20 protein-coding genes and 1 tRNA gene are annotated in these 20,799 nt (G+C 64.5%); 11 read left to right on the top strand and 10 right to left on the bottom strand.

Features of this window, described 5'->3' with window-relative positions:
• Window positions 1-123: 123 nt before the first annotated feature.
• Complete coding sequence (fabG, locus tag HAP41_RS39045) at window positions 124-804, top strand: 3-oxoacyl-ACP reductase FabG (protein ID WP_085398751.1); 681 nt, start codon at window positions 124-126, stop codon at window positions 802-804.
• A 556-nt stretch (window positions 805-1,360) separates the two neighbouring features.
• On the opposite strand, the gene HAP41_RS39040 is transcribed toward fabG, so the two are convergent.
• From HAP41_RS39040 to HAP41_RS39030, 3 genes are all read right to left on the bottom strand, one after another.
• Window positions 1,361-1,435, bottom strand: a tRNA-Val gene (locus HAP41_RS39040).
• A 157-nt stretch (window positions 1,436-1,592) separates the two neighbouring features.
• The gene (locus HAP41_RS39035) at window positions 1,593-2,891 is read right to left on the bottom strand and encodes a coiled-coil domain-containing protein (protein WP_063985401.1); all 1,299 of its coding nucleotides are present in this window, start codon (window positions 2,889-2,891) and stop codon (window positions 1,593-1,595) included.
• 220 nt (window positions 2,892-3,111) lie between these two features.
• Complete coding sequence (locus tag HAP41_RS39030; RefSeq protein ID WP_166081979.1) at window positions 3,112-3,717, bottom strand: DUF1134 domain-containing protein; 606 nt, start codon at window positions 3,715-3,717, stop codon at window positions 3,112-3,114.
• 139 nt (window positions 3,718-3,856) lie between these two features.
• Between HAP41_RS39030 and HAP41_RS39025 the strand changes: the two genes are divergently transcribed.
• On the top strand, window positions 3,857-4,342 hold the full coding sequence (locus HAP41_RS39025) for a YHS domain-containing (seleno)protein (protein ID WP_071916429.1): 486 nt from the start codon (window positions 3,857-3,859) through the stop codon (window positions 4,340-4,342).
• Here the strand turns inward: HAP41_RS39025 and HAP41_RS39020 are convergent.
• Window positions 4,336-5,166, bottom strand: coding sequence for a 3'(2'),5'-bisphosphate nucleotidase CysQ family protein (locus HAP41_RS39020; protein ID WP_175618005.1), 831 nt, complete (start codon window positions 5,164-5,166; stop codon window positions 4,336-4,338). The two genes, HAP41_RS39025 and HAP41_RS39020, sit on opposite strands and share 7 nt — an antisense overlap.
• Before the next feature lie 171 nt (window positions 5,167-5,337).
• Between HAP41_RS39020 and chpT the strand changes: the two genes are divergently transcribed.
• From chpT to HAP41_RS38985, 7 genes are all read left to right on the top strand, one after another.
• Entirely contained in the window at window positions 5,338-5,991 is a 654-nt protein-coding gene (gene chpT / locus HAP41_RS39015) for a histidine phosphotransferase ChpT (protein WP_166081993.1), read from the top strand.
• 195 nt (window positions 5,992-6,186) lie between these two features.
• Complete coding sequence (locus HAP41_RS39010; RefSeq protein WP_166082008.1) at window positions 6,187-8,970, top strand: hybrid sensor histidine kinase/response regulator; 2,784 nt, start codon at window positions 6,187-6,189, stop codon at window positions 8,968-8,970.
• A 27-nt stretch (window positions 8,971-8,997) separates the two neighbouring features.
• Window positions 8,998-9,471, top strand: coding sequence for a chemotaxis protein CheW (locus tag HAP41_RS39005; protein ID WP_166082010.1), 474 nt, complete (start codon window positions 8,998-9,000; stop codon window positions 9,469-9,471).
• A 72-nt stretch (window positions 9,472-9,543) separates the two neighbouring features.
• Window positions 9,544-9,909: a response regulator gene (locus HAP41_RS39000; protein WP_007600538.1), complete on the top strand. Its 366-nt coding sequence runs from the start codon at window positions 9,544-9,546 to the stop codon at window positions 9,907-9,909.
• Window positions 9,910-9,983: 74 nt separating this feature from the next.
• A complete protein-coding gene (locus HAP41_RS38995; RefSeq protein WP_166082013.1) occupies window positions 9,984-11,177 on the top strand; it encodes a protein-glutamate methylesterase/protein-glutamine glutaminase in 1,194 nt (397 codons plus the stop codon).
• The gene (locus HAP41_RS38990) at window positions 11,174-12,046 is read left to right on the top strand and encodes a CheR family methyltransferase (RefSeq protein WP_071916425.1); all 873 of its coding nucleotides are present in this window, start codon (window positions 11,174-11,176) and stop codon (window positions 12,044-12,046) included. Before HAP41_RS38995 ends, HAP41_RS38990 begins: the two co-directional genes overlap by 4 nt.
• Window positions 12,047-12,358: 312 nt before the next feature.
• The gene (locus tag HAP41_RS38985) at window positions 12,359-12,784 is read left to right on the top strand and encodes a hypothetical protein (RefSeq protein ID WP_247458128.1); all 426 of its coding nucleotides are present in this window, start codon (window positions 12,359-12,361) and stop codon (window positions 12,782-12,784) included.
• Window positions 12,785-12,840: 56 nt separating this feature from the next.
• On the opposite strand, the gene HAP41_RS38980 is transcribed toward HAP41_RS38985, so the two are convergent.
• From HAP41_RS38980 to ctrA, 6 genes are all read right to left on the bottom strand, one after another.
• Window positions 12,841-14,001, bottom strand: a complete 1,161-nt coding sequence (locus HAP41_RS38980; protein ID WP_166082027.1) for a glutathionylspermidine synthase family protein — start codon at window positions 13,999-14,001, stop codon at window positions 12,841-12,843.
• Between the two features lie 119 nt (window positions 14,002-14,120).
• Complete coding sequence (istB, locus tag HAP41_RS38975) at window positions 14,121-14,882, bottom strand: IS21-like element helper ATPase IstB (RefSeq protein WP_166063422.1); 762 nt, start codon at window positions 14,880-14,882, stop codon at window positions 14,121-14,123.
• Between the two features lie 16 nt (window positions 14,883-14,898).
• Window positions 14,899-16,440 (bottom strand): IS21 family transposase, encoded by a 1,542-nt coding sequence (istA, locus tag HAP41_RS38970; protein WP_166065845.1) that lies wholly within the window; start codon window positions 16,438-16,440, stop codon window positions 14,899-14,901.
• Between the two features lie 245 nt (window positions 16,441-16,685).
• Window positions 16,686-17,072 (bottom strand): hypothetical protein, encoded by a 387-nt coding sequence (locus HAP41_RS38965; protein WP_166082046.1) that lies wholly within the window; start codon window positions 17,070-17,072, stop codon window positions 16,686-16,688.
• Window position 17,073: 1 nt separating this feature from the next.
• Window positions 17,074-17,478, bottom strand: a complete 405-nt coding sequence (locus HAP41_RS38960) for a DUF350 domain-containing protein (protein ID WP_014497691.1) — start codon at window positions 17,476-17,478, stop codon at window positions 17,074-17,076.
• Between the two features lie 170 nt (window positions 17,479-17,648).
• Window positions 17,649-18,350, bottom strand: a complete 702-nt coding sequence (ctrA, locus tag HAP41_RS38955) for a response regulator transcription factor CtrA (RefSeq protein WP_008138878.1) — start codon at window positions 18,348-18,350, stop codon at window positions 17,649-17,651.
• 431 nt (window positions 18,351-18,781) lie between these two features.
• Between ctrA and fliI the strand changes: the two genes are divergently transcribed.
• Complete coding sequence (fliI, locus tag HAP41_RS38950) at window positions 18,782-20,107, top strand: flagellar protein export ATPase FliI (RefSeq protein WP_038936482.1); 1,326 nt, start codon at window positions 18,782-18,784, stop codon at window positions 20,105-20,107.
• A 121-nt stretch (window positions 20,108-20,228) separates the two neighbouring features.
• The gene (fliJ, locus tag HAP41_RS38945) at window positions 20,229-20,648 is read left to right on the top strand and encodes a flagellar export protein FliJ (protein ID WP_166082093.1); all 420 of its coding nucleotides are present in this window, start codon (window positions 20,229-20,231) and stop codon (window positions 20,646-20,648) included.
• The last annotated feature ends 151 nt before the right edge of the window (window positions 20,649-20,799 follow it).

Raw genomic sequence — 20,799 nt, 5'->3', positions numbered from 1 at the left:
CGTCGTCGGCATTTTATCCCGGTATCGTCGCGGTCGATCTCAGCCAGGGCGGCGCACATTTTGAAGCTCTGCTGACCATAGTGATTGCGGCGTCGATTCATTCTCATTCGCACGGAGACCGCCATGAAGGGTAACGTCTTTATCATCACCGGCGCGCTGGGCGCGCTTGGCAAGGTGGTCACCGAGGAAGCCCTTTCGCGCGGCGCGCGAGTCGCCGGTATCGATCATGCTGAGTCGCAGTTCGCCGCAACAGCCCAGCGGATCGAATTCGGCCGCATCGACCTGACCGATGCGGCACAGGCGAAAGAGGCGATCGATGCCGCCGCCGCGCATTTTGGCGCGATCGACGCGCTAATCAATATTGCTGGCGGATTTGCCTTCGAGACCATTGCCGACGGCGATCCCAAGGTTTGGCAGCGCATGCATGCTCTCAATGTCGAGACCGCGCTGAATGCTTCGCGCGCAGCGATCCCGCATCTTCTCAACTCGCGGGCGGCCCGCATCGTCAATATCGGTGCGACGGGCGCACTGCAGGCCGGCCCCGGCATGGGTCCTTATGCGGCGTCGAAGGCCGGCGTGCATAAGCTGACGGAGTCACTAGCTGCCGAGTTGAAAGGCAAGATCACCGTCAATGCGGTGCTGCCCTCGATCATCGATACCGCGGCAAACCGCGCCAGCATGCCGAAGGCCGATTCTTCCAAATGGGTCGCGCCAAAGGAACTCGCCGATGTCATCCTCTTCCTGGCGAGTGACGCCGCCAGCGCCGTTACCGGCGCGCTGCTGCCGGTCAACGGACGGGTCTGAAGCGCGGTTGCGCCGCTACCAGCTTCCGAAGCACAGCTCAGCTACCGGATGCCCCTGCGCCGATATCGATGTACGTCCCAGTCGCCTGTCCCGCAAAGACCACCGAAAGATGATAGTCCTCGAGGTTCTGTGAATAGGATAGCTCCAACCCAGCTTACTGCGATGACCGAGGTCGGCGTGTCCGCTTTGGGTCAAAAGCCGACCTCGGGTGAATGACCGCTTTTGGCAAAGCGGACGTTCGCATGCCTCGCAAGGGAGCTTTCAGCGACTCTTGAAATCTAGGATCAATGGTGGGCGCACATGGGTCGAAGCATGGGCCTCTCGCGTGTCAAGGCGGGCTAGTCGCTCGGTGGTGCGGGCCTCTCCTTGGATGATGCCATCATGCCGGTGTTTTGCCCGACGCGTCAATCGAAATTCGGAAAATGCGTAACCCATTGATCCGACTGACGCCGGCTACTGTGCATGGGGTTGTTTTCGACATTTTTGATTGAGCCGGTCCACGAGCGCCGCGAGGCGTCGACGATGGTCCGCAATCTGGAGGGTTCAGGAAGATGGATGGTGGGCGCACAAGGGATCGAACCTTGGACCTCTCCCGTGTGAAGGGAACGCTCTCCCGCTGAGCTATGCGCCCGGGACCATCATGCCGACGGCCGGACTTTCGGCCGGCCGGCACATCGGAGCCCGCGATTTAGAAGTGCGGGCCAAAGGTGTCAAGTTTCCAGGCGCCTCGAGGCCGGAAAACCTTCCGTCAATCACGCAATCGCAGGCGAAACCGTGGTTTGGGCGGCTTATGCGCCCTGCTGGCGGGCGCGGGAGGCGTGGGCCTGCAGCGCGCGGATGCGCTCGGCGAGCGTTCCGCCGCCCTCGGGCAGGGTGATTGCGGCCGCGCCATTGCCGGCGGCGTCATTGGCCGGGCGGGGCGCCGGTTTCGGGGGCTGGCCGGCCTCGGCCGCCAGCAGCGCCTCGATCGGCGAGTTCGGGCCTTCGAGCTGCATCGCGAGCTTGGCGACCTCGGCCGCGATGTCGTTGATGCGTTCGCGCAGCAGCGCATTCTCCATGCGCTCGGTCGCCCAGGAACTCTCCGCCTGCTGCTGGATCGCGTTGATGTCGCGCTGGAGCTTGGCGCGCTCGTCGCGCGCGGTGCGCAGCTGCTCCTCCAGCGCGGTCTTTTCCGCGCGGAGCGATTCGAACGCCGCCGACGACTTGCCGCCGCTCAAGCCGGCGATCTCGACGCGCAGCTCCTTGATGGTGCGATCATTGCCCTCATTGGCCTGGCGGAGCTGGTTGTTCTCGTAGTCGCGCTCGGCGAGCAGCTTGCCCTGCGTGGCGAGGCGGCCTTCGAGATCGGCGACGCGGCCCGACAGCATCTCGGCCTCTTTCACCTGCACGATCAGCTGGCGATCGAGCTCGGTGACGCGTTGGCTCAGATTCTCGACACGGCCGCGCGCATCGCCGAGCTCGCGGGAGGCGGTCTCGGATTCGGTCCGCTCCTGCGTCAACCGCGCCTGCGTGGCGGCAAATTCCTTCTCGGCGTCGCCGACGCGATTTTTCAAGTTCTCGATCTGCGCGCGCACCGCGACCAGCTCGACCTGCCGGCTCTCCGCCATCATCGAGCGGTCGGACAGCTCGGAATTAATTTTTGCGAGCTCGCCCTGCTTGTCGGTCAGCGCATTCTCGGCGGCGCGCAGGGCCTCGGTCTTGGCGCTGAATTCCTCTTCGGTGGCGCGGAGCTGCTCCTTCACCGCCTTCTCGCGCGCCTCCAGCGCGAAGATCGTGGCGTTCTTCTCGCCGAGCTCGATCTTCATGCGGTTGATGGCGTCGCTCTTCTTGCCGAGCTCGGCGAGCTGGCTCGTGGTCTTGTTCTTGAGCTGGTCGACGCTCATCTCGAGCCGCCGCGCCGACATGGCGAATTCGGCGCGGAGCTGGTCCTTGTCGGCCTGGATCTCGGCCATCGACAGGGGCGTGGCGGCCTCGAGCCGGCGCGTGGTCAGGCGGACCGCGCGGTTATGCACCAGCGGCACGATGGCAAGCCCGCACAGCATCGAGAGCAGGAAGCCGATCGCCAGGTACATGATCGGTTCGACCATGGGGCCAGAACTCCGAAAGCAAGGAAAAATTTACCAAAGACAATGCATGGCGGGCCGGCAAAAAGCCAGCCCCGCCCTGTTGTTAACGTGAATCCGGAATCGGACCCGAGGAGGGAGCCCTAGAGCATGATCCGGGCCCGAAGGGCCGCGTCAGCGCAAAGTGCGCAGCGGCTCTCCGGAAAGATCATGCTCAAACAACAGTCTGGAGCGCGATCGCGCTTTAGAACGGGTTCCAGGTCGCGCGCGGGGTGAATTTCAAATAGCCGATATTGGCGCCCAGCCGTAGCCCGAGGCCCGAGCGGATCGGCACCAGCACGATGTTGTTGGCGGTGAGCGCCGTCATGCCGAAGCCGCCGATGATATAGGCCGAGCCGTCGATGCCGGCGAAGCGCTGGTAGATCGCGTTGGTGGCGGGCAGGTTATAGACCAGCGTCATGGTGCGCGCGCCGTCGCCGCCCCAGTCGAAGCCGAGCGAGGGGCCCTGCCAATAGACACGCAGGTCGCCGGCGTTCTTGGTGTAGAGCGTGCCTTCGCCGTAGCGCAGGCCGGCAACGAAGGCGCCGGACCCTTCCTCACCCAGGATATAGCCGTTGGGCAGGCCCCACTGGCTGACGGCCTTCTCGATGATCGAGGCGAGCCCGCGCGAGACGTTGCCGAAGAAGCGGTGGCCGGTGGTCACGAGTTCGTCCGGCCCATAGGTGCTGGGTGACGGGCTCCGCTGCGGCGGCGGCAAATTGGGCGGCGGCGGCTGCTGGGCGGAGGCCGGGACGATCCAGCCGACCAGCGCGGCAAGCGCGACCGCAGCAAGGCGTGATGCGAAAGTCATAAAAGAACCCCTGGTATCGAATCCCGCCGCTTCCTTAACCTGACGCCAACAGGCACGGCTCTAGGTTGCGCCGGATGTCCCCTCGACTCGGATGTTATCCGCAGCAACTATGACGGCACAACGGCAGGAAGATAGCCCTTTGCGCCCCGGAATCGCCTTGATCCGCTTTCTGGTCTGCCTGCTGGCCGGCATTTGGATCGCTTGCGCAGGTTTGCCGGCCGAGGCTGCCACCACCGAGCGGATCGTCGTCAACCGCTTCAGCGGCGTCGCGATCGAGGGTTTCGACCCCGTCGCCTATTTCGTCGATGGCGCGGCCGTGCAGGGGACGGCCGAGTTCGAGGCGAACCTCTGGGGCGCGGTCTGGCGTTTCCGCAACGAGGGCAACCGGGCGTCCTTCCTGGCCCATCCCGAGATCTATGGACCGCAGTTCGGCGGCTACGATCCGGCCGACATCGCCCGCGGCGTCGCCGTCGCCGCCAATCCCCGCTTCTACGTGATTTCGGCGCAGCGGCTCTATCTGTTCAGCCGGGAGGCCAACCGCGATGCCTTCGCCGCCGACCCGGAGCGCTTCCTCTATGAGGTACGCAAGCGCTGGCCGGCGCTTCAGGAACAGCTCAGTCAGTAGCAGTCTGCCGCCCGCGAATCGCCCCAGGCGATGAACTCCGGGATAATGAAGCCGGTGTCGCCGCGCTGGCCGAATCGGAGCTCGCCACCCTTGCCGTCGGTGACCTTGCCGCCGGCCGCCGTCACGACCGCGCAGCCTGCCCCGACATCCCATTCGCAAGTGGGTCCGAAGCGGGGATAGATGTCGGCACTGCCCTCCGCGATCCGGCCGAATTTCACCGCCGAGCCGACCGTCTTCCTGACCGCATTGGGCCGGCCGTCGATGAACGCCTCGCTTCTGAGGTCGCCATGGGAACGGCTCACCGCCGCGATCCAGGGCTCGCCCTGCGTCGGCAGCGTGCGGGTGCGGACCGGTTCGGCAGCACCGATGCTCGTGCCGTCGAACCTGACGCGCTCGGCGCCGCGGCCGACGATGCCGCGCCAGAGCAGGCCGAGCGCGGGCGCGGCTACGATTCCCAGCAGCGGCACGCCTTCGGTCACGAGGGCGAGGTTGACGGTGAACTCGTCGCGGCCGGCGACGAACTCCTTGGTGCCGTCGAGCGGGTCGATCAGGAAGAAGCTGTCGCGGAATGGCGGCGAGGCGAGCTGGGTCCGCTCTTCCGACAGCGTCGGCACGTCGGCCGCAAGCTGCGCCAGGCCGTCAGCGATGATGCGGTCGGCGGCGAGATCGGCCTCGGTGACCGGCGAGCCGTCCTGCTTGCCGTCGACCCGCATCGCCGCGCGGTTGACAGCGAGAATCGCTTCGCCCGCCTTCACCACCAGCGCGGTAAGCGGCTCCATGAGGTGGGAGGCGGCCGGGCCGTCGATGATCCGCTTCACCTGCATGCCTCATTCATCGGCAATTCCATCCCTACTCGACTGATTCGCCGCGGCTTTAGGGCCGCTTCGAACCGATCGCAAGCTAGCTGCCACGGGCTTGCGAATGTTAGAACCTGCGGCATTCGTCAAGCATGCGTGATTCGCCGCGTCCGCGCCGTGCAATTCCAGGAACCCTTTATGTCTGACGCTTCGTCACCCGGTACCGCTACCGCTCCAGATGCGCTCGAACTCGCCGCGCTCCTGTGCTCGCGGGTCTGCCACGATCTCATCAGCCCTGTCGGCGCCATCGTCAATGGGCTCGAAGTGCTCGACGACGATCCCAAGCCCGAGGATCGCGAGTTCGCGCTCGATTTGATCCGCAAGAGCGCGAAAACCGCCTCCGCCCGCCTCCAGTTCTGTCGCCTGGCCTTCGGCGCGGCCGGCTCGTCCGGCGCGCAGATCGACCTCGGCGACGCCCAGACCATGGCGCGCGGCCACATCGAGGACGGCAAGTGCTCGATCACCTGGAATCTGCCGCGGCTCCTGCTGCCGAAGAATCGCGTCAAGCTGCTGCTCAATATGCTGGTTGTTTCCCAGCACACGATCCCGCGCGGCGGCATGCTGACGATCGACCCGATCGGTGACGGCGAGACCATGAGCTTCCGCGTCACCGCGACCGGTCATAATGCGCGCCTGCCGCAGAACATCTCCGAGCTCCTGAGCGGGGAGCGCGGCCCGGCCGCGGATGCGCACGCGATCCAGCCTTATTATACGCGGCTGTTGGCAGAGGCTTGCGGGCTCACCGTGAGGCTCGCGCACGAAGGCGAAGCCATCACCGTTACCGCGTCGTAAGCGCGCCGCCGCCCTCAAACGTTAATCGAATCTTTACGAGGCGCTTCGGCTTGTCCGGAGCGCCTTATCTCTTTGTTGGTTCCGTTCTTTTGCACATACTCAACCATTATTAAACGCTTTGCGGTGAAGCTGGCCCCATTCCGAAATGGCGCATCACAAGTCGTGCGCGCCCTCCCTGTATGAAGGCCTGTTTTCATGGATGATCTGTTGCGGGAGTTTTTGACGGAGACCAGCGAGAGCCTGGACACCGTCGACAATCAGCTGGTGAAGTTCGAGCAGGAGCCGAACAACGCCAAGATCCTGGATAACATCTTCCGCCTGGTCCACACCATCAAGGGCACGTGCGGCTTCCTCGGTCTGCCGCGGCTTGAAGCGCTGGCACATGCCGGCGAGACGCTGATGGGCAAATTCCGCGACGGCATGCCGGTGACGGGGCAGGCCGTGACGGTGATCCTGTCCTCGATCGACCGCATCAAGGAGATCCTCGCCGGCCTCGAGGCGACCGAAGCCGAGCCCGAGGGCACCGACCGCGATCTCATCGACAAGCTGGAAGCGATGGTCGAGCAGGGCATGGCGGCTATGGCCGCTGGGGCCGCTGCTCCTGTCGCCGAATCTCCGCCACTGGCGCCTGAAGCCCCTGTTGCTGCTGCGCCTGCGCCCGCAAAGGAGATGACGCAGGGCTCGCTGATCGACCAGACCCTGGAGCGCCCGCTGCGTCCGGGCGAAGTCTCGCTCGACGAGCTCGAGCGCGCCTTCCGCGAGACCGCGATCGAAGCGCCGGCCCCCGTCGTCAAGGCCGAGCCCGCGCCGGCTGCTGAAGCTCCCGCGCCCGCCGCCAAGGAAGCTGCGAAGCCGGCCAAGGAAAAGGTCGCGCCGAAGAAGTCGATGGCCGACGAGGGCGCCGCCGAAGGCGACCGCATCGCCAACCAGTCGATCCGCGTCAACGTGGATACGCTGGAGCATCTGATGACCATGGTCTCCGAGCTGGTCTTGACCCGCAACCAGCTGCTGGAGATCTCCCGCCGCAACGAGGACACCGAGTTCAAGGTGCCGTTGCAGCGCCTGTCCAACGTCACCGCCGAGCTGCAGGAAGGCGTCATGAAGACGCGCATGCAGCCGATCGGCAATGCCTGGCAGAAGCTGCCCCGCATCGTCCGCGATCTCTCGTCCGAACTCGGCAAGCAGATCGAGCTGGAGATGCACGGCGCCGACACCGAGCTCGACCGCCAGGTGCTCGACCTGATCAAGGACCCGCTCACCCACATGGTGCGCAACTCCGCCGACCATGGCCTGGAGACCCCCGCCGAGCGGCTCGCGTCCGGCAAGGGCGAGCAGGGCACCATCCGCCTGTCCGCCTATCACGAGGGCGGCCACATCATCATCTGCATCGCCGACAACGGCCGCGGCCTCAACACCGAGAGGATCAAGGCCAAGGCGATCTCCTCCGGTCTCGTCACCGAGGCCGAGCTCGAGAAGATGAGCGAAGCCCAGATCCACAAGTTCATCTTCGCGCCGGGCTTCTCCACCGCGGCCGCCATCACCTCGGTCTCAGGCCGCGGCGTCGGCATGGACGTGGTGCGCACCAATATCGACCAGATCGGCGGCACCATCGACATCAAGTCGGTGGCTGGCGAGGGTTCCTCCGTCACCATCAAGATCCCGCTGACCTTGGCCATCGTCTCGGCCCTGATCGTCGAGGCCGCCGGCGACCGCTTCGCGATCCCGCAGCTCTCGGTGGTCGAGCTCGTCCGTGCGCGGGCCAACAGCGAGCACCGCATCGAGCGTATCAAGGACACCGCTGTCCTCAGGTTGCGCAACAAGCTGCTGCCGCTGATCCATCTCAAGAAGCTCTTGAAGATCGACGACGGCGCGGCCTCCGATCCCGAGAACGGCTTTATCGTGGTCACGCAAGTCGGCAGCCAGACCTTTGGCATCGTGGTCGACGGCGTGTTCCACACCGAAGAGATCGTCGTGAAGCCGATGTCGACAAAACTGCGTCACATCGACATGTTCTCCGGCAACACCATTCTGGGCGATGGCGCTGTCATCATGATCATCGACCCCAACGGCATTGCGAAAGCGCTCGGCGCCGCCGGCTCCTCGGCCCATGACATGGGCGACGAGAATGGCGCGCATCACATCGGAAGTGGCGAGCAGACCACCTCGCTGCTCGTCTTCCGCGCCGGCTCCAGCCAGCCCAAGGCGGTCCCGCTCGGGCTCGTCACCCGTCTGGAAGAGCTCCCGGCCGACAAGATCGAGTTCAGCAACGGCCGCTACATGGTGCAGTACCGCGAGCAGCTGATGCCGCTCGTCGCCATGGAGAGCGTCACCATTGCGAGCCAGGGCGCCCAGCCGATCCTGGTGTTCGCCGATGACGGCCGCTCCATGGGCCTCGTCGTCGACGAGATCATCGACATCGTCGAGGAACGGCTCAATATCGAGGTCGGCGGCTCCGCCTCCGGCATTCTCGGCTCGGCCGTGATCAAGGGCCAGGCCACCGAGGTGATCGACGTCGGCCACTTCCTGCCGATGGCGTTCGCCGACTGGTTCACCCGCAAGGAGATGAAGCCGTCGCAGCACTCGCAGTCGGTGCTGCTGGTCGACGACTCGGCCTTCTTCCGCAACATGCTGGCACCCGTGCTGAAGGCGGCCGGCTACCGCGTCCGCACCGCGCCGACCGCGCAGGAGGGCCTGGCTGCGCTGCGGGCGCAGAGCTTCGACGTGGTCCTGACCGACATCGAGATGCCCGACATGAACGGGTTCGAGTTCGCCGAAGTGATCCGCTCCGACACCAATCTGGGCGCGATGCCGATCATCGGCCTGTCCGCGCTGGTGTCGCCGGCGGCGATCGAGCGCGGCCGTCAGGCCGGCTTCCACGACTATGTCGCCAAGTTCGACCGTCCCGGTCTGATCGCGGCGCTGAAGGAACAGACCGCGGGCGCCGCCGGCGCCTCCGAGCTGAGCCGGGCAGCGGCGTAACGGCACTGGGGATCAGGAGATACCGCTATGAGCAACAAGAAGACGCAGATCGGCGAAGGCGCCATGGTCGAATACGTCACCGCGATGATCGGAGGCCAGCTGTTCGGCCTGCCGATCTCCCGCGTCCAGGACGTGTTCATGCCCGAGCGCGTCACCCGGGTTCCGCTGTCCTCGCGCGAGATCGCGGGCGTGCTGAACCTGCGCGGCCGCATCGTCACCGTGGTCGACATGCGCGCCCGGCTCGGCCTGCCCAAGCCCGAGGACGGCAAGGCCCCGATGGCGGTCGGCGTCGACCTGCGCGGTGAATCCTACGGCCTCCTGATCGACCAGATCGGCGAAGTGCTGCGCCTTGCCGAGGCCGGCATGGAAGAGAACCCCGTCAACCTCGATCCCCGCATGGCCAAGCTCGCCGGCGGCGTCCACCGCCTCGACGGGCAGCTCATGGTCGTCCTCGACGTCGATCGCGTCCTCGAGCTCGCGCCCGAGATGATGGCGGCCTGATACGGCGGCATCGCCGCCGACGGACTCGCAATTGGAAGTACCCCCACAAGGGGGTAGGAAGCAGAGGTTCACATGCGCACTTGTCTCGTCGTTGATGATTCCAGCGTCATCCGCAAGGTTGCGCGCCGGATCCTGGAGGGCCTCGACTTCCAGATTCTCGAAGCCGAGGATGGTGAGAAGGCACTGGAGGCCTGCAAGCGCGGCTTGCCCGATGCCGTGCTGCTCGACTGGAACATGCCGGTCATGGACGGCTACGAATTCCTTGGCCATCTCCGGCGGATGCCCGGCGGTGACCAGCCCAAGGTGGTGTTCTGCACCACCGAGAACGACGTCGCGCACATCGCCCGTGCGCTGCACGCCGGCGCCAACGAATACATCATGAAGCCCTTCGACAAGGACATCGTGACGGCGAAATTTCAGGAAGTCGGACTTATCTGAGCGAACATCCGGAGGCTGAACGGATCCTTCGGCGATTGTTTCAACTGAACCGTTTCAGTCTGAGTTGGTGAGTAATGAGTGTTGCGTTCGCAGGTAATTCGACCACGGGTCCGTCGCGCGACGCCGGGCCGCTGCGGGTGATGGTCGTCGACGACTCGGTCGTCATACGCGGTCTGATCTCGCGTTGGATCGGTGCCGAGCATGACATGGAGGTCGCGGCCTCGCTGCGCACCGGGCTCGAGGCGGTCAACCAGCTCGAACGCATCAATCCCGACGTTGCGGTGCTCGACATCGAAATGCCCGAGCTCGACGGCATCTCGGCGCTGCCGCAACTGCTGGCGAAGAAGCGCGATCTCGTCATCATCATGGCCTCTACGCTGACCCGCCGTAACGCGGAGATCAGCTTCAAGGCGCTGTCGCTCGGTGCGGCCGACTACATTCCGAAGCCGGAGTCGACGCGCGAAGCGTCGGCTGCGGACATCTTTCATCACGACCTGATCCAGAAGATCCGTCACCTCGGCGCGCGGCTGCGCCGCAGGCCCGCAGTCGCGAGCCCGCCGCTGGCGCCAGCGACCCCGGCACCGGCTGCACGTGCGCCGGCTGTCGTGCGGCCCGCCTCGCCCGCGCCGGCTCTGCATGCGCCGTCGTCTGGGGTGCTGTCCACGCGCCCGTTCTCGGCCCACGCACCGAAGGTGCTGCTGATCGGCTCCTCGACCGGCGGTCCGCAGGCACTGATGGCGCTCGTCACCGAGCTCGGCCCGGTGATCGACCGCTTCCCGGTGCTGATCACCCAGCACATGCCGCCGACCTTCACCACCATTCTCGCCGAGCACCTGGCGCGCGCGAGCCGCAAGCCGGCGGCCGAGGCGGTTGACGGCGAGCCGGTGAAGCCGGGACGGATCTACCTCGCGCCCGGCGGCAAGCACATGCGCGTCGTGCGCAGCGGCGCGGACGCGGCGATCGCGCTCGACGACGGTCCCGCCGTCAATTTCTGCAAGCCCGCGGTCGATCCGTTGTTCACCTCCGCCATCGACATCTGGCACGGCAACATCCTCTCGGTGATCCTGACGGGCATGGGCTCGGACGGCATGCGCGGCGGCAAGGACATCGTCGCCGCCGGCGGCAACGTGATCGCGCAGGACGAAGCCTCCAGCGTGGTCTGGGGCATGCCGGGCGCGGCGGCCAATGCCGGCATCTGCGCGGCGATCCTGCCGCTCAACCAGATCGGCGCCAAGGTCAACCGCCTGTTCGCGGGAGACCGCTCGTGACGCCGGTCGACTACGAATATCTGCGCAAGTTCCTGAAAGAGCGTTCCGGCCTCGATCTCTCCGCCGACAAGCAGTATCTCGTCGAGAGCCGGCTGCTGCCGCTTGCCCGCAAGGCGAGCTTGCCCGGGATTCCCGATCTCGTGCTGAAGATCAGGAACGGCGACGGCCGGCTTGCGACCGACGTGGTCGAAGCGATGACCACCAACGAGACCTTCTTCTACCGCGACAAGATCCCGTTCGATCATCTGCGCGAAACCATCCTGCCGGGCCTGCTCCAGGCGCGCGCGGCGCGCAGGTCGCTCCGCATCTGGTCGGCGGCCTCGTCGACCGGGCAGGAGCCCTATTCGATCGCGATGTGCCTTAAGGAGATGGGCGCGGCCTTCGCCGGCTGGCGCATCGAGATCGTCGCCACCGATCTGTCGCAGGAGGTGCTGGAGAAATCCAGGGCCGGGATCTACAGCCAGTTCGAGGTGCAGCGCGGCCTGCCGATCCAGCACCTGATGAAATACTTCACGCAAGTCGGTGAGCTCTGGCAGCTCAATGCCGACATTCGCGCGATGGTGCAGTTCCGCCAGCTCAATCTGTTGCAGGACTTCTCCCATCTCGGCACGTTCGACGTGATCTTTTGCCGCAACGTGCTGATCTATTTCGACCAGGACACCAAGGCCGTGATTTTCGAGCGCATGGCGAAGGGACTGGAAGCCGACGGCACGCTGCTGCTCGGTGCCGCCGAATCCGTCGTCGGCATCACCGACGCGTTCCGCCCGATCACCGAGCGCCGCGGTCTCTATCAGCTCAATCCCGCGCGCTCCGGCCGTCCGATGGGCGGATTGATGCCGCAGCCGCTGAAAATCGCAGCGGCGAGGTGATTCGCCGAACGACAGGCAATCTCACTGAACGCCGTCGTCGCGAATGATCGGCAACAACTGGCGGATATCGTTCCGTCAGAGTGCGTGACGCTTCACACGCGTTTGAGCATTGCGGATTACTCGACTACCGCGCAATAGAGCTCGTGCCGCGATGCAATGCAATCGCGGCCCTGATCAGCATCTGACGGTTGTGCTATGCTGGCGATGGTCCCGCCGAACCGAGGCGGGATTCCGTTCCATCATGAATTGTACTGAGGAGGACATACCATGCGAATGTCTTGTGCCTCGTATTTCTTGTTGGCGGCGCTTTCGTTGCCCGCCACTGCTCTCGCTGGCGAGCAGGTCCTCGAATTCAAGCTTGTCACCAAGCCGATGGACTTAAAGGTCACCGAGGTCGCGAACGTCGAAGGTCAGACGGTCATGTCTGGCAAAATGTTTGGCGTTGCCTTCTTCAAGGACGGCCGCGTTGCGGTGAAGGACTTCGTCCACTCCGCCGACCTGATCAAGGGCTCAGGACCCATCTACGGCTACAGCACCTACACCTTCGACGACGGATCCTCGATCACGGCGCGCTACGCCGGCGCGATCAAGGATGGTCGGGCGAAAGGCGAATACACGATCCTGTCGGGCACCGGGGCGTATGCAAACGCGACGGGCACGGGCGGCTTCGAAAGTGCGCAAGCCGGCTTCAAGGGCGCGGGCCTCTACGACGGGAGATTCATCGTCAAGACACCCTGAGTAAGCACGCAAGTCTCTGCGCTCGCGTCCCGTTCCGATGAGGTCGCGAGCGCATTTCACAAAATCGCATGCGGCAGAAACCGCGAGCGGTTGCCCGTGATCGGGCTCTCGTCCTCGCGGATCGACAGGCCGCACGGCTCGTGGTTCACGAGCCAGCTTCCCACCACCACATAGAAGCCCGAGAAATTCGGCAGCGGCGACAGTGCCTGCCGCACGAAGCCTTCAGCGCCGTAAGGTCCTGCCTGCTCGTCGAGCGGCATGCCTCCGGACACCAGCGTGACATTGGCGCCTTCGCGCGACAGCAGCGGCTTGCGGACGTAGGAGCTGCCGAGCTCGGCTGCCCGCGCGTCGTCCTCGAAGAAGGCCGGCAGCAGATTGGGATGGTTCGGAAACATCTCCCAGAGCAGCGGCAAAATGCCCTTGTTGGAGAGCACCGCCTTCCACGGCGGCTCGATCCAGCGTGTCGGCGCGCTCATCAGCTTGGCGCCGAAGGCGTCGTGGAACATCCATTCCCAGGGATAGAGCTTGAAGGCGAACGCGATGTCGCCGTCGTCGAGATCGACGAAGCCGCCAGGCTCGTCGCGCCAGCCGATCTCCTCGATGTCGAGCATCCTGGTCGAGAGCCCCGCCTGGCGCGCGGTGTCCTCGAGATAAGCGAGCGTGCCGGCGTCTTCCTCGTTGCCGGTGGTGCCGGTGAGATGGACATGGCGGCCTGCGGCAATCTCCTTCCACGCCGCGATCAGCCGCTCGTGGATGGAGTTGAACTGGTCGGCACGCGCCGGAATGATGCGGCGTTCGATCGCCTGTTCGAGCCAGGTCCATTGAAACACCGCGGCCTCGAAAATCGAGGTCGGCGTATCCGCGTTGTATTCGAGCAGCTTTGCAGGCGACTGTCCGTCGAACTTCAGATCGAGCCGGCCATAGAGGCTGCGATCGTCGCGCTCCCAGCTCTCGGCGATCAAGCTCCAGAACGCCTCCGGAATCTTCAAGCGTCGCAGATAGCGCTCGTCACCGATCACGCGGCCGGCAAGCTCCAGGCACATCGCGTCGATCTCGGCTGTCGGCGTCTCGATGCCGCGCTCGATCTCATCGAGCGTGAAGGCGTAATAGGCGCTCTCGTCCCAATAGCGTTCGCCGTCGATGGTGTGGAAGGCGAAGCCGCATTGTTCGGCGGTCTGCCGCCAGTCGTCGCGCTCGGGGCAGACGATGCGTCGCATGTTATTTCCAGCGCATGATCTGCATATTTCAGTGATCGTGAGCAGCGATTTCGCGCGATCATGAGCGCCGAATTCAGACGATCGTGAGCAGCCTCGCTCCGGCCGAGGCGGTGATAGGGTCAGCGTTCTGGCTGCTCGTCAAGGGTGATGGTTTTGGCGTTGCGTTTTCGCATGCTTTCGCCAGCAAGCTGGAGGCGGTGAGCGTTGTGGACGAGGCGATCCAGAATCGCGTCGCCTAGCGTGGGATCTCCGATAACTTCGTGCCATGTGTCCACAGGGAGTTGGCTGGTTACGATGGTGGAGGAGCGGCCATGGCGATCGTCAAGGATTTCCAGTAGATCGCGCCGCTCGGCAGCGGTGAGCACCGACAATCCCCAATCATCCAAAATCAGAACCTGGGCGCGGCCAAGGGTTTTGAGCAAGCGGGCATAACGTCCATCGCCCCGCGCGAGCCCCAACGCTTCGAACAATCTTGGGACGCGGTGATAGAGGACCGAGCGATTATCTCGGCAGGCCTTGTGGCCGAGGGCACAGGCTAACCAACTTTTGCCCAATCCGGTCGCCCCGGTTATGAGCAAATTCTCGTGGCGATCGATCCAGTCGCCGCTGGCGAGCTTGGCGAAGACGGCCCGGTCGATACCCCGCGGCGTGCGCAAATCGACGTCCTCCACGCAGGCATTCTGGCGGAGCGAGGCCAGCTTGAGGCGCGTGGTGAGCCGCCTGGTGTCGCGTTCCGCCGCTTCCCGGTCGACCAGCAGGCCGATGCGATCTTCGAACGGCAAGGCTTCGAGATCAGGCGATCGTCGCTGCTCCTCGAAGGCCTTGGCCATGCCGCTCAAGCCGAGCTCGATCAGGCGTTCGTGGGTGGGATGGTTGAGCATACAGGTCTCCTTGGCTTCAGTGAAAATAATCGCGGCCGCGGATGTTGCCGTGGCGCAGGGGTTGGTGTTCGGAGGGCTCGTCGAGAAAGGTACGATCCAGACCGTTCTGGAGGATGGAGCGGATCGAGGCGACGGATCGCGCCTTGATCAGAATGCCGCGCCGGCAGGCCGCTTCGACGCGCTCCGCGCTGTAGCTTTTGACCAGTGACAGAATGCCGAGGCAGGTGCGAAAGCCTTGCTCGGGATGCGGCCGGGCCGCGATCACGGCCTGGAAGAAGGCGGCGGTCGACGGACCGATCCGCTCGCCGGCGACGATCACTCCGGCGGGCGTCCATTGACCGTAGCGCCGATGGGCGCTGGGCATATGGTCGGCGATGGTGGTGTGGCCCCGCCGGTTGGGCGCGCGGGCGTGGCTGGCGATCCTGCGGCCGTTGTGGAAGATCTCGACCGTTCTGTCATCGATGCGTGCGTCGACAAGCTCACGGATGAGCCGATACGGCGCGGAATACCAGTGTCCATCGATCTCGATATGATAGTCGGGGCCGATCCGGCATCGCTTCCAGCGTGCGAAAGCGTAAGCCTGGTCCGGCAGCTTTGTAAGCTTGGGCTTGTCGAGCTCGGCGAACAGTTCGGCGCGACTGGCGCCAAAGTCGCGCATCTGCCTTGCATTGAGTTCGACGACGAGTGTTTTGATGGCTGCGTTCAGCTCCGCCAACGAAAAGAAGCGTTGGTTGCGCAGCCGCGCCAGAATCCATCGCTGGGCGACTTGCACCGCAACTTCGACCTTTGCCTTATCTTTTGGGCGCCGCGGCCGGGCTGCGAGAATGGCCGTGCCGTAATGGCTCGCCATCTCGGCATAGGTTCGGTTGAGGCCGGGATCGTGGCGGTCGGGATTGGTGACGGCGGCCTTGAGATTGTCGCAGACTACGAATGTCGGCACGCCGCCGAGGAAGGCGAAAAGATTGATGTGGACCCGGATCCAGTCGGCGAGCCCCTCGCTTGGACAGGCCTCGGCATAGGTATAGTTGGAGGCGCCCATCGCCGCGACGAACAGCTTCATCGACTGCACTTCCCCGTTTGAGGGATCGATGACGTCGATGGTGTCGCCGGCGAAATCCACGAAAACCTTCTCGCCGCCCAGATGCGTCTGCCGCATCGAAGGCCGGGCTCGCCCCTTCCAGGCCTCGTACGTCGTGCAGAACCAGGTGTAGCCGAAGCCATCGGGATGGGTGGCGCGATACTCGTCCCACAGCAGCCGACGGGTCACGTTGCGTCGGCGCAGCTCCTTGTCGACATAGCCCCAGTCGGGAACGGCCCGCTGGGGGCTCTGCGACGCAGGCCTCGGCGCCGGGAAAAGCAGCAGCTCCAGGTCCTCGTCGCTCATTCCGGCCGGCAACGGCCAGTTCAGCCCGGCAGCCCCGGCTCGGCGTAGATAGCTGTGCACGGCGCCGTTGCTGATGCCCAAGGTGCGCGCGATGGCTCGCTCCGGCAAGCCTTGAACATGTTTTAAGCGGAGAACCTCTTTGATCCGGCGCATCGACAATCTCTGGGTGGGCATCGGCCTTCCTCGTTCACTGACGAGGCAGTTCCTAAGCCGGTTGAGTTGTCGGCCGAAGCGGGCTGAGTTGCTGAAAAGCTGCTCACGATCCCGCGAAATCCGTGCTCACGATCGTCTGAAATCTCTGCTCACGATCCCCTGAAATCCGTGCTCACGATCCCGCGAAACATGCACATGATCTCCGCGCAAACGCGTTCCGCGTTTGTCGCGAGGGAAAATCGGTGGCCACTTTTCCGGATCATGCGCTAGCCGCCGCCCGAGAAGCCATGGCCGAACGAGCCGAAGCCGCCACGGCTCACGCTGCTGGAGCCTGAGTCCGAAGAGGTTCCCGATGAGGAATGGCTCGAGGAATCGCTGCTGAAGAAGCTCGATCGCGACGACCAGCGCGAGCTGCTGCCGCCCGATGAACTGCTGCTACTGCTGCACGTCGTGGTCGTCTGGCCCGGCACGGCTCCGGGCGAGGGCTCGCAGTGCTGCCGCGGCATCAGCGTGTAGGCGGTGGTGCCGACCGCGATCGTGCCCATCACCAGCAGCGCGACATGGCCGGAGCGCTTCACCGGCGGACCCGATGGCGGCGCCGCCGACGCTGGCCGGCGCTTGCCGAACTCCTTTTTGGAAGGTCTGTCGGCCATGTCAGTAGATCATGCAGGCGGCGTTCAACAGGCCCGCCGCGAGCGAGGACAGCCCGAGCCAGATCGCCGGCGCAAGCTCGCCTGCGGCAATCCGCGCCGACAGGTTCGGCACCGGGACCTTCACCAGAAAGAGCACGATGATCTGCACGATCAGCGCGATGACCGCCCAGATCAGGCAGTCCAGCACATTGGCCGAATGCGCGATCGCGCTGACCAATGGCGCCACGAAGCCGAGCAGGCTGAGGCCGAGCGCGATCGCGGCGGCCGGCTCGTTGTCGCGGATGAGCTGGAACTCATTGTGCGGAGTGATGCGGGTGTAGACGAACAGATACGCCACGATCGCGATCAGGCCGGTGCAGAAATAGACCAGGAAGGCAGGCAGGCCGGCCAGTGATTGCAGGATCATCGTTCCCCCATCGTGCAGCGACCATTCGTCGGCGGGGGGAGGATAGCGGTTCAATGGCGCAAGGACGATGAGGCCGCGTTGGCGTCCCCAAAAAACAAAACCCCGCCATTTGCGGCGGGGTCCAGGCTGGGAGGAGCGAGCCCCGGGGGCTCGCGACGTAAACCCAGGGATCAGGCGGGAATGCGCTCTTCGTGCTCGTGCGGCTCGCGCAGCACGTAGCCGCGGCCCCACACGGTCTCGATGAAGTTGCGGCCCTCGGAAGCGTTGGCGAGCTTCTTGCGGAGCTTGCAGATGAAGACGTCGATGATCTTCAGCTCGGGCTCGTCCATGCCGCCATAGAGGTGGTTGAGGAACATTTCCTTGGTGAGGGTCGTACCCTTGCGGAGCGAGAGGAGCTCCAGCATCTGGTATTCCTTGCCGGTCAGATGCACGCGCTGGCCGCCGACTTCCACCGTCTTGGTGTCGAGGTTGACGACGAGGTCGCCGGTCTGGATGACCGACTGGGCGTGACCCTTGGAGCGGCGCACGATCGCGTGGATGCGGGCCACCAGCTCGTCCTTGTGGAAGGGCTTGGTCATGTAGTCGTCGGCGCCGACGCCGAGACCCTTGACCTTGTCCTCGATGCCGGCGAGGCCGGAGAGGATCAGAATCGGTGTCTTGATCTTGGAGACCCGAAGCTGCTTGAGCACGTCGTAGCCGGACATGTCGGGCAGGTTGAGGTCGAGAAGAATAATGTCGTAATCGTATAACTTACCGAGATCGACGCCTTCTTCCCCCAAATCGGTCGTGTAGACGTTGAAGCTCTCAGACTTCAGCATCAGCTCGATCGACTGCGCGACGGCGCTGTCATCTTCAATCAGCAAAACGCGCATGCCAGTTCCCCATAGTCGCCGCTCCTGGGCGTCAGGTCGGCCGCATTCGCGGCACTCAACAAAACGCCTTTGAACAACTGATTCGGATCCTGACAACAGATGGTTAACAAACTCTGATTCTGGAACGCAAGTCCCCCCGGTGCAATTTTTATCGAATCGCCCTAAGGTCTTGCGCGCGAAGCAGCTTTTGTCACCCCGTACCGTTCAAGTTCCACTTTAAGAGACGGGCCTAACCGACTCCCGCGACTCAGCCTTCTTCTGAAGGGGAGTCACGCTCAGTCACAAAGACAGTGACGCAATGATTAACGATGCGGGTAAACACGAAGTTAAGCGCCGTTCAGAAATATGGCGAAACTTAAGTCTTTCGCCATGAAGCCCGGGATCGGAGGCGATCACCTTATGAAGGTCCTCTTATTAAAGGCGCGCCCCTGATGAAGGCTCTGGCCGAACAGATCGGCGACATCGACGGCGTCAACATCTATGGCCGCGTGGTCGGCGTTCGCGGCCTGATGGTTGAAGTGGCCGGACCCATTCACGCGATGTCGGTCGGTGCGCGGCTCGTGATCGAGACCGGCGCGAACCGTTCCATTCCCTGCGAGGTGATCGGCTTCTCCGGCAACAACGCTGTCGTGATGCCGTTCGCCGGCCTGGACGGGGTGCGCCGCGGCTGCAAGGCCGTCATCGCCAATGCCGCCAATCAAGTGCGTCCGTCATCGGCCTGGCTCGGCCGCGTCGTCAACGCGCTGGGCGAACCGATCGACGGCAAGGGGCCATTGCCGCAGGGCCCGGCGCCGATGCCATACCGAAATTCGCCGCCGCCGGCGCATTCGCGCAAGCGTGTCGGCGCCCCGCTCGATCTCGGCGTGCGCGCGATGAACACGTTCCTCACCTGCTGCCGCGGCCAGCGCATGGGCATTTTCGCAGGGTCCGGCGTCGGCAAATCGGTGCTGCTGTCAATGCTCGCGCGTAACGTCGATGCCGCGGTCAGCGTCATCGGGCTGATCGGCGAACGCGGCCGCGAGGTCCAGGAATTCCTGCAGGACGATCTCGGCGAGGAGGGCCTGGCGCGCTCGGTCGTGGTGGTCGCAACCTCGGACGAGCCGGCGCTGATGCGGCGCCAAGCCGCCTATCTGACGCTCGCGGTGGCCGAATATTTCCGCGACGAGGACAAGGACGTGCTCTGCCTGATGGACTCGGTGACGCGTTTCGCCATGGCCCAGCGCGAGATCGGCCTGTCCGCCGGCGAGCCGCCGACCGCCAAGGGCTACACGCCGACCGTGTTCACCGAGCTGCCGAAGCTTCTGGAGCGCGCGGGGCCGGGCCTGGGCGAGGGGGCGATCACCGCGATCTTCACGGTGCTGGTCGACGGCGACGATCATAACGAGCCGATTGCGGATGCCGTCCGCGGCATCCTCGACGGCCATATCGTGATGCAGCGCTCGATCGCCGAGCGCGGCCGCTACCCCGCCATCAACATCCTCAAATCCGTCTCCCGCACCATGCCGAAATCGGCCGATCCGCAGTTCTGGCCGACCATCCAGCGGGCGCGCCAGGTGATGGCGACCTATGCCGACATGGAGGAATTGATCCGGCTCGGGGCCTACCGGGCCGGCTCCAGCCCCGAGGTCGACGAGGCGATCCGGCTGCACGAGCCGCTGGAGGCGTTCCTGCGCCAGCGCAAGGACGAAAATGCATCACTGGCGGACGGCTACCGCCAGTTGGCGCAAATCCTCGGTGATTTGGAAACGGAACGCTAACTTTGTCAGGTCATCATCCGCTCTCACAGAGTAGCAGAGCCGGTCTTGGCCCAAATTGGGCCTGTGGGGAGACCGGTGACGTCCCACGTGCAGCCAGGGGACTTCTGGGGAGTATGAGTCGATGAAGTCACGTGATACCCTCATCTGCCTGAAGAAATTTCAGGTCGACGAGAAGCGCCGCCGGGTCACTCAGATCGAGACCATGATCGCCGACTTCCAGCGGATGTCGACCGATCTTGAACGCGAGATCACGACCGAGCAGGAGCGTGCCGGGATCAACGATCCCTCGCACTTCGCTTATCCGACCTATGCCAAGGCCGCGATTCAGCGCCGCGAGAACCTGACCCGCTCGGCCGACGAACTGAAGGGCCAGCTCGACGAAGCCAAGGCCGCGCTGGCCGAAGCCTTCGAGGAACTGAAGAAGGTCGAGCTCCTCGACGAGCGTGACCAGGCCCGCGAGCGCGCCGAAGAAAACGCCCGCGAGCAGGCCGACCTCGACAGCATCGGCCTGATGCGCGCCCGCATCGGCGCCGTGGCCTGACGGCGCAGCCAGCGGTCCAACAGCCGAGAATTCGTCGAACCCGGACCCGCAAGGTCCGGGTTTCGCGTTTGCTATCCACAGTGTGGCGCGCCGCCCCTTGGTGATGGGCTTTGCCGCGCGCTATGGTAGCGGAGTGCCAGGGCCCGCGCGG

The organism is Bradyrhizobium barranii subsp. apii, from assembly GCF_011516635.5.
GTDB classification, from domain to species: Bacteria; Pseudomonadota; Alphaproteobacteria; order Rhizobiales; family Xanthobacteraceae; genus Bradyrhizobium; species Bradyrhizobium barranii.
This window is presented reverse-complemented; position numbering and strand designations above follow the sequence as displayed.

Coding starts and splice junctions, on each gene's coding strand:
- HAP41_RS38965 (WP_166082046.1), bottom strand. CDS start 17,072: ATGGCCGACAGACCTTCCAAAAAGGAGTTCGGCAAGCGCCGGCCAGCG.
- HAP41_RS39000 (WP_007600538.1), top strand. CDS start 9,544: ATGCGCACTTGTCTCGTCGTTGATGATTCCAGCGTCATCCGCAAGGTT.
- HAP41_RS39030 (WP_166081979.1), bottom strand. CDS start 3,717: ATGACTTTCGCATCACGCCTTGCTGCGGTCGCGCTTGCCGCGCTGGTC.
- HAP41_RS39020 (WP_175618005.1), bottom strand. CDS start 5,166: ATGCAGGTGAAGCGGATCATCGACGGCCCGGCCGCCTCCCACCTCATG.
- istB (WP_166063422.1), bottom strand. CDS start 14,882: ATGCTCAACCATCCCACCCACGAACGCCTGATCGAGCTCGGCTTGAGC.
- HAP41_RS38995 (WP_166082013.1), top strand. CDS start 9,984: ATGAGTGTTGCGTTCGCAGGTAATTCGACCACGGGTCCGTCGCGCGAC.
- istA (WP_166065845.1), bottom strand. CDS start 16,440: ATGCCCACCCAGAGATTGTCGATGCGCCGGATCAAAGAGGTTCTCCGC.
- fabG (WP_085398751.1), top strand. CDS start 124: ATGAAGGGTAACGTCTTTATCATCACCGGCGCGCTGGGCGCGCTTGGC.
- HAP41_RS39005 (WP_166082010.1), top strand. CDS start 8,998: ATGAGCAACAAGAAGACGCAGATCGGCGAAGGCGCCATGGTCGAATAC.
- HAP41_RS38960 (WP_014497691.1), bottom strand. CDS start 17,478: ATGATCCTGCAATCACTGGCCGGCCTGCCTGCCTTCCTGGTCTATTTC.
- ctrA (WP_008138878.1), bottom strand. CDS start 18,350: ATGCGCGTTTTGCTGATTGAAGATGACAGCGCCGTCGCGCAGTCGATC.
- HAP41_RS39010 (WP_166082008.1), top strand. CDS start 6,187: ATGGATGATCTGTTGCGGGAGTTTTTGACGGAGACCAGCGAGAGCCTG.
- HAP41_RS39035 (WP_063985401.1), bottom strand. CDS start 2,891: ATGGTCGAACCGATCATGTACCTGGCGATCGGCTTCCTGCTCTCGATG.
- fliI (WP_038936482.1), top strand. CDS start 18,782: ATGAAGGCTCTGGCCGAACAGATCGGCGACATCGACGGCGTCAACATC.
- HAP41_RS38980 (WP_166082027.1), bottom strand. CDS start 14,001: ATGCGACGCATCGTCTGCCCCGAGCGCGACGACTGGCGGCAGACCGCC.
- fliJ (WP_166082093.1), top strand. CDS start 20,229: ATGAAGTCACGTGATACCCTCATCTGCCTGAAGAAATTTCAGGTCGAC.
- chpT (WP_166081993.1), top strand. CDS start 5,338: ATGTCTGACGCTTCGTCACCCGGTACCGCTACCGCTCCAGATGCGCTC.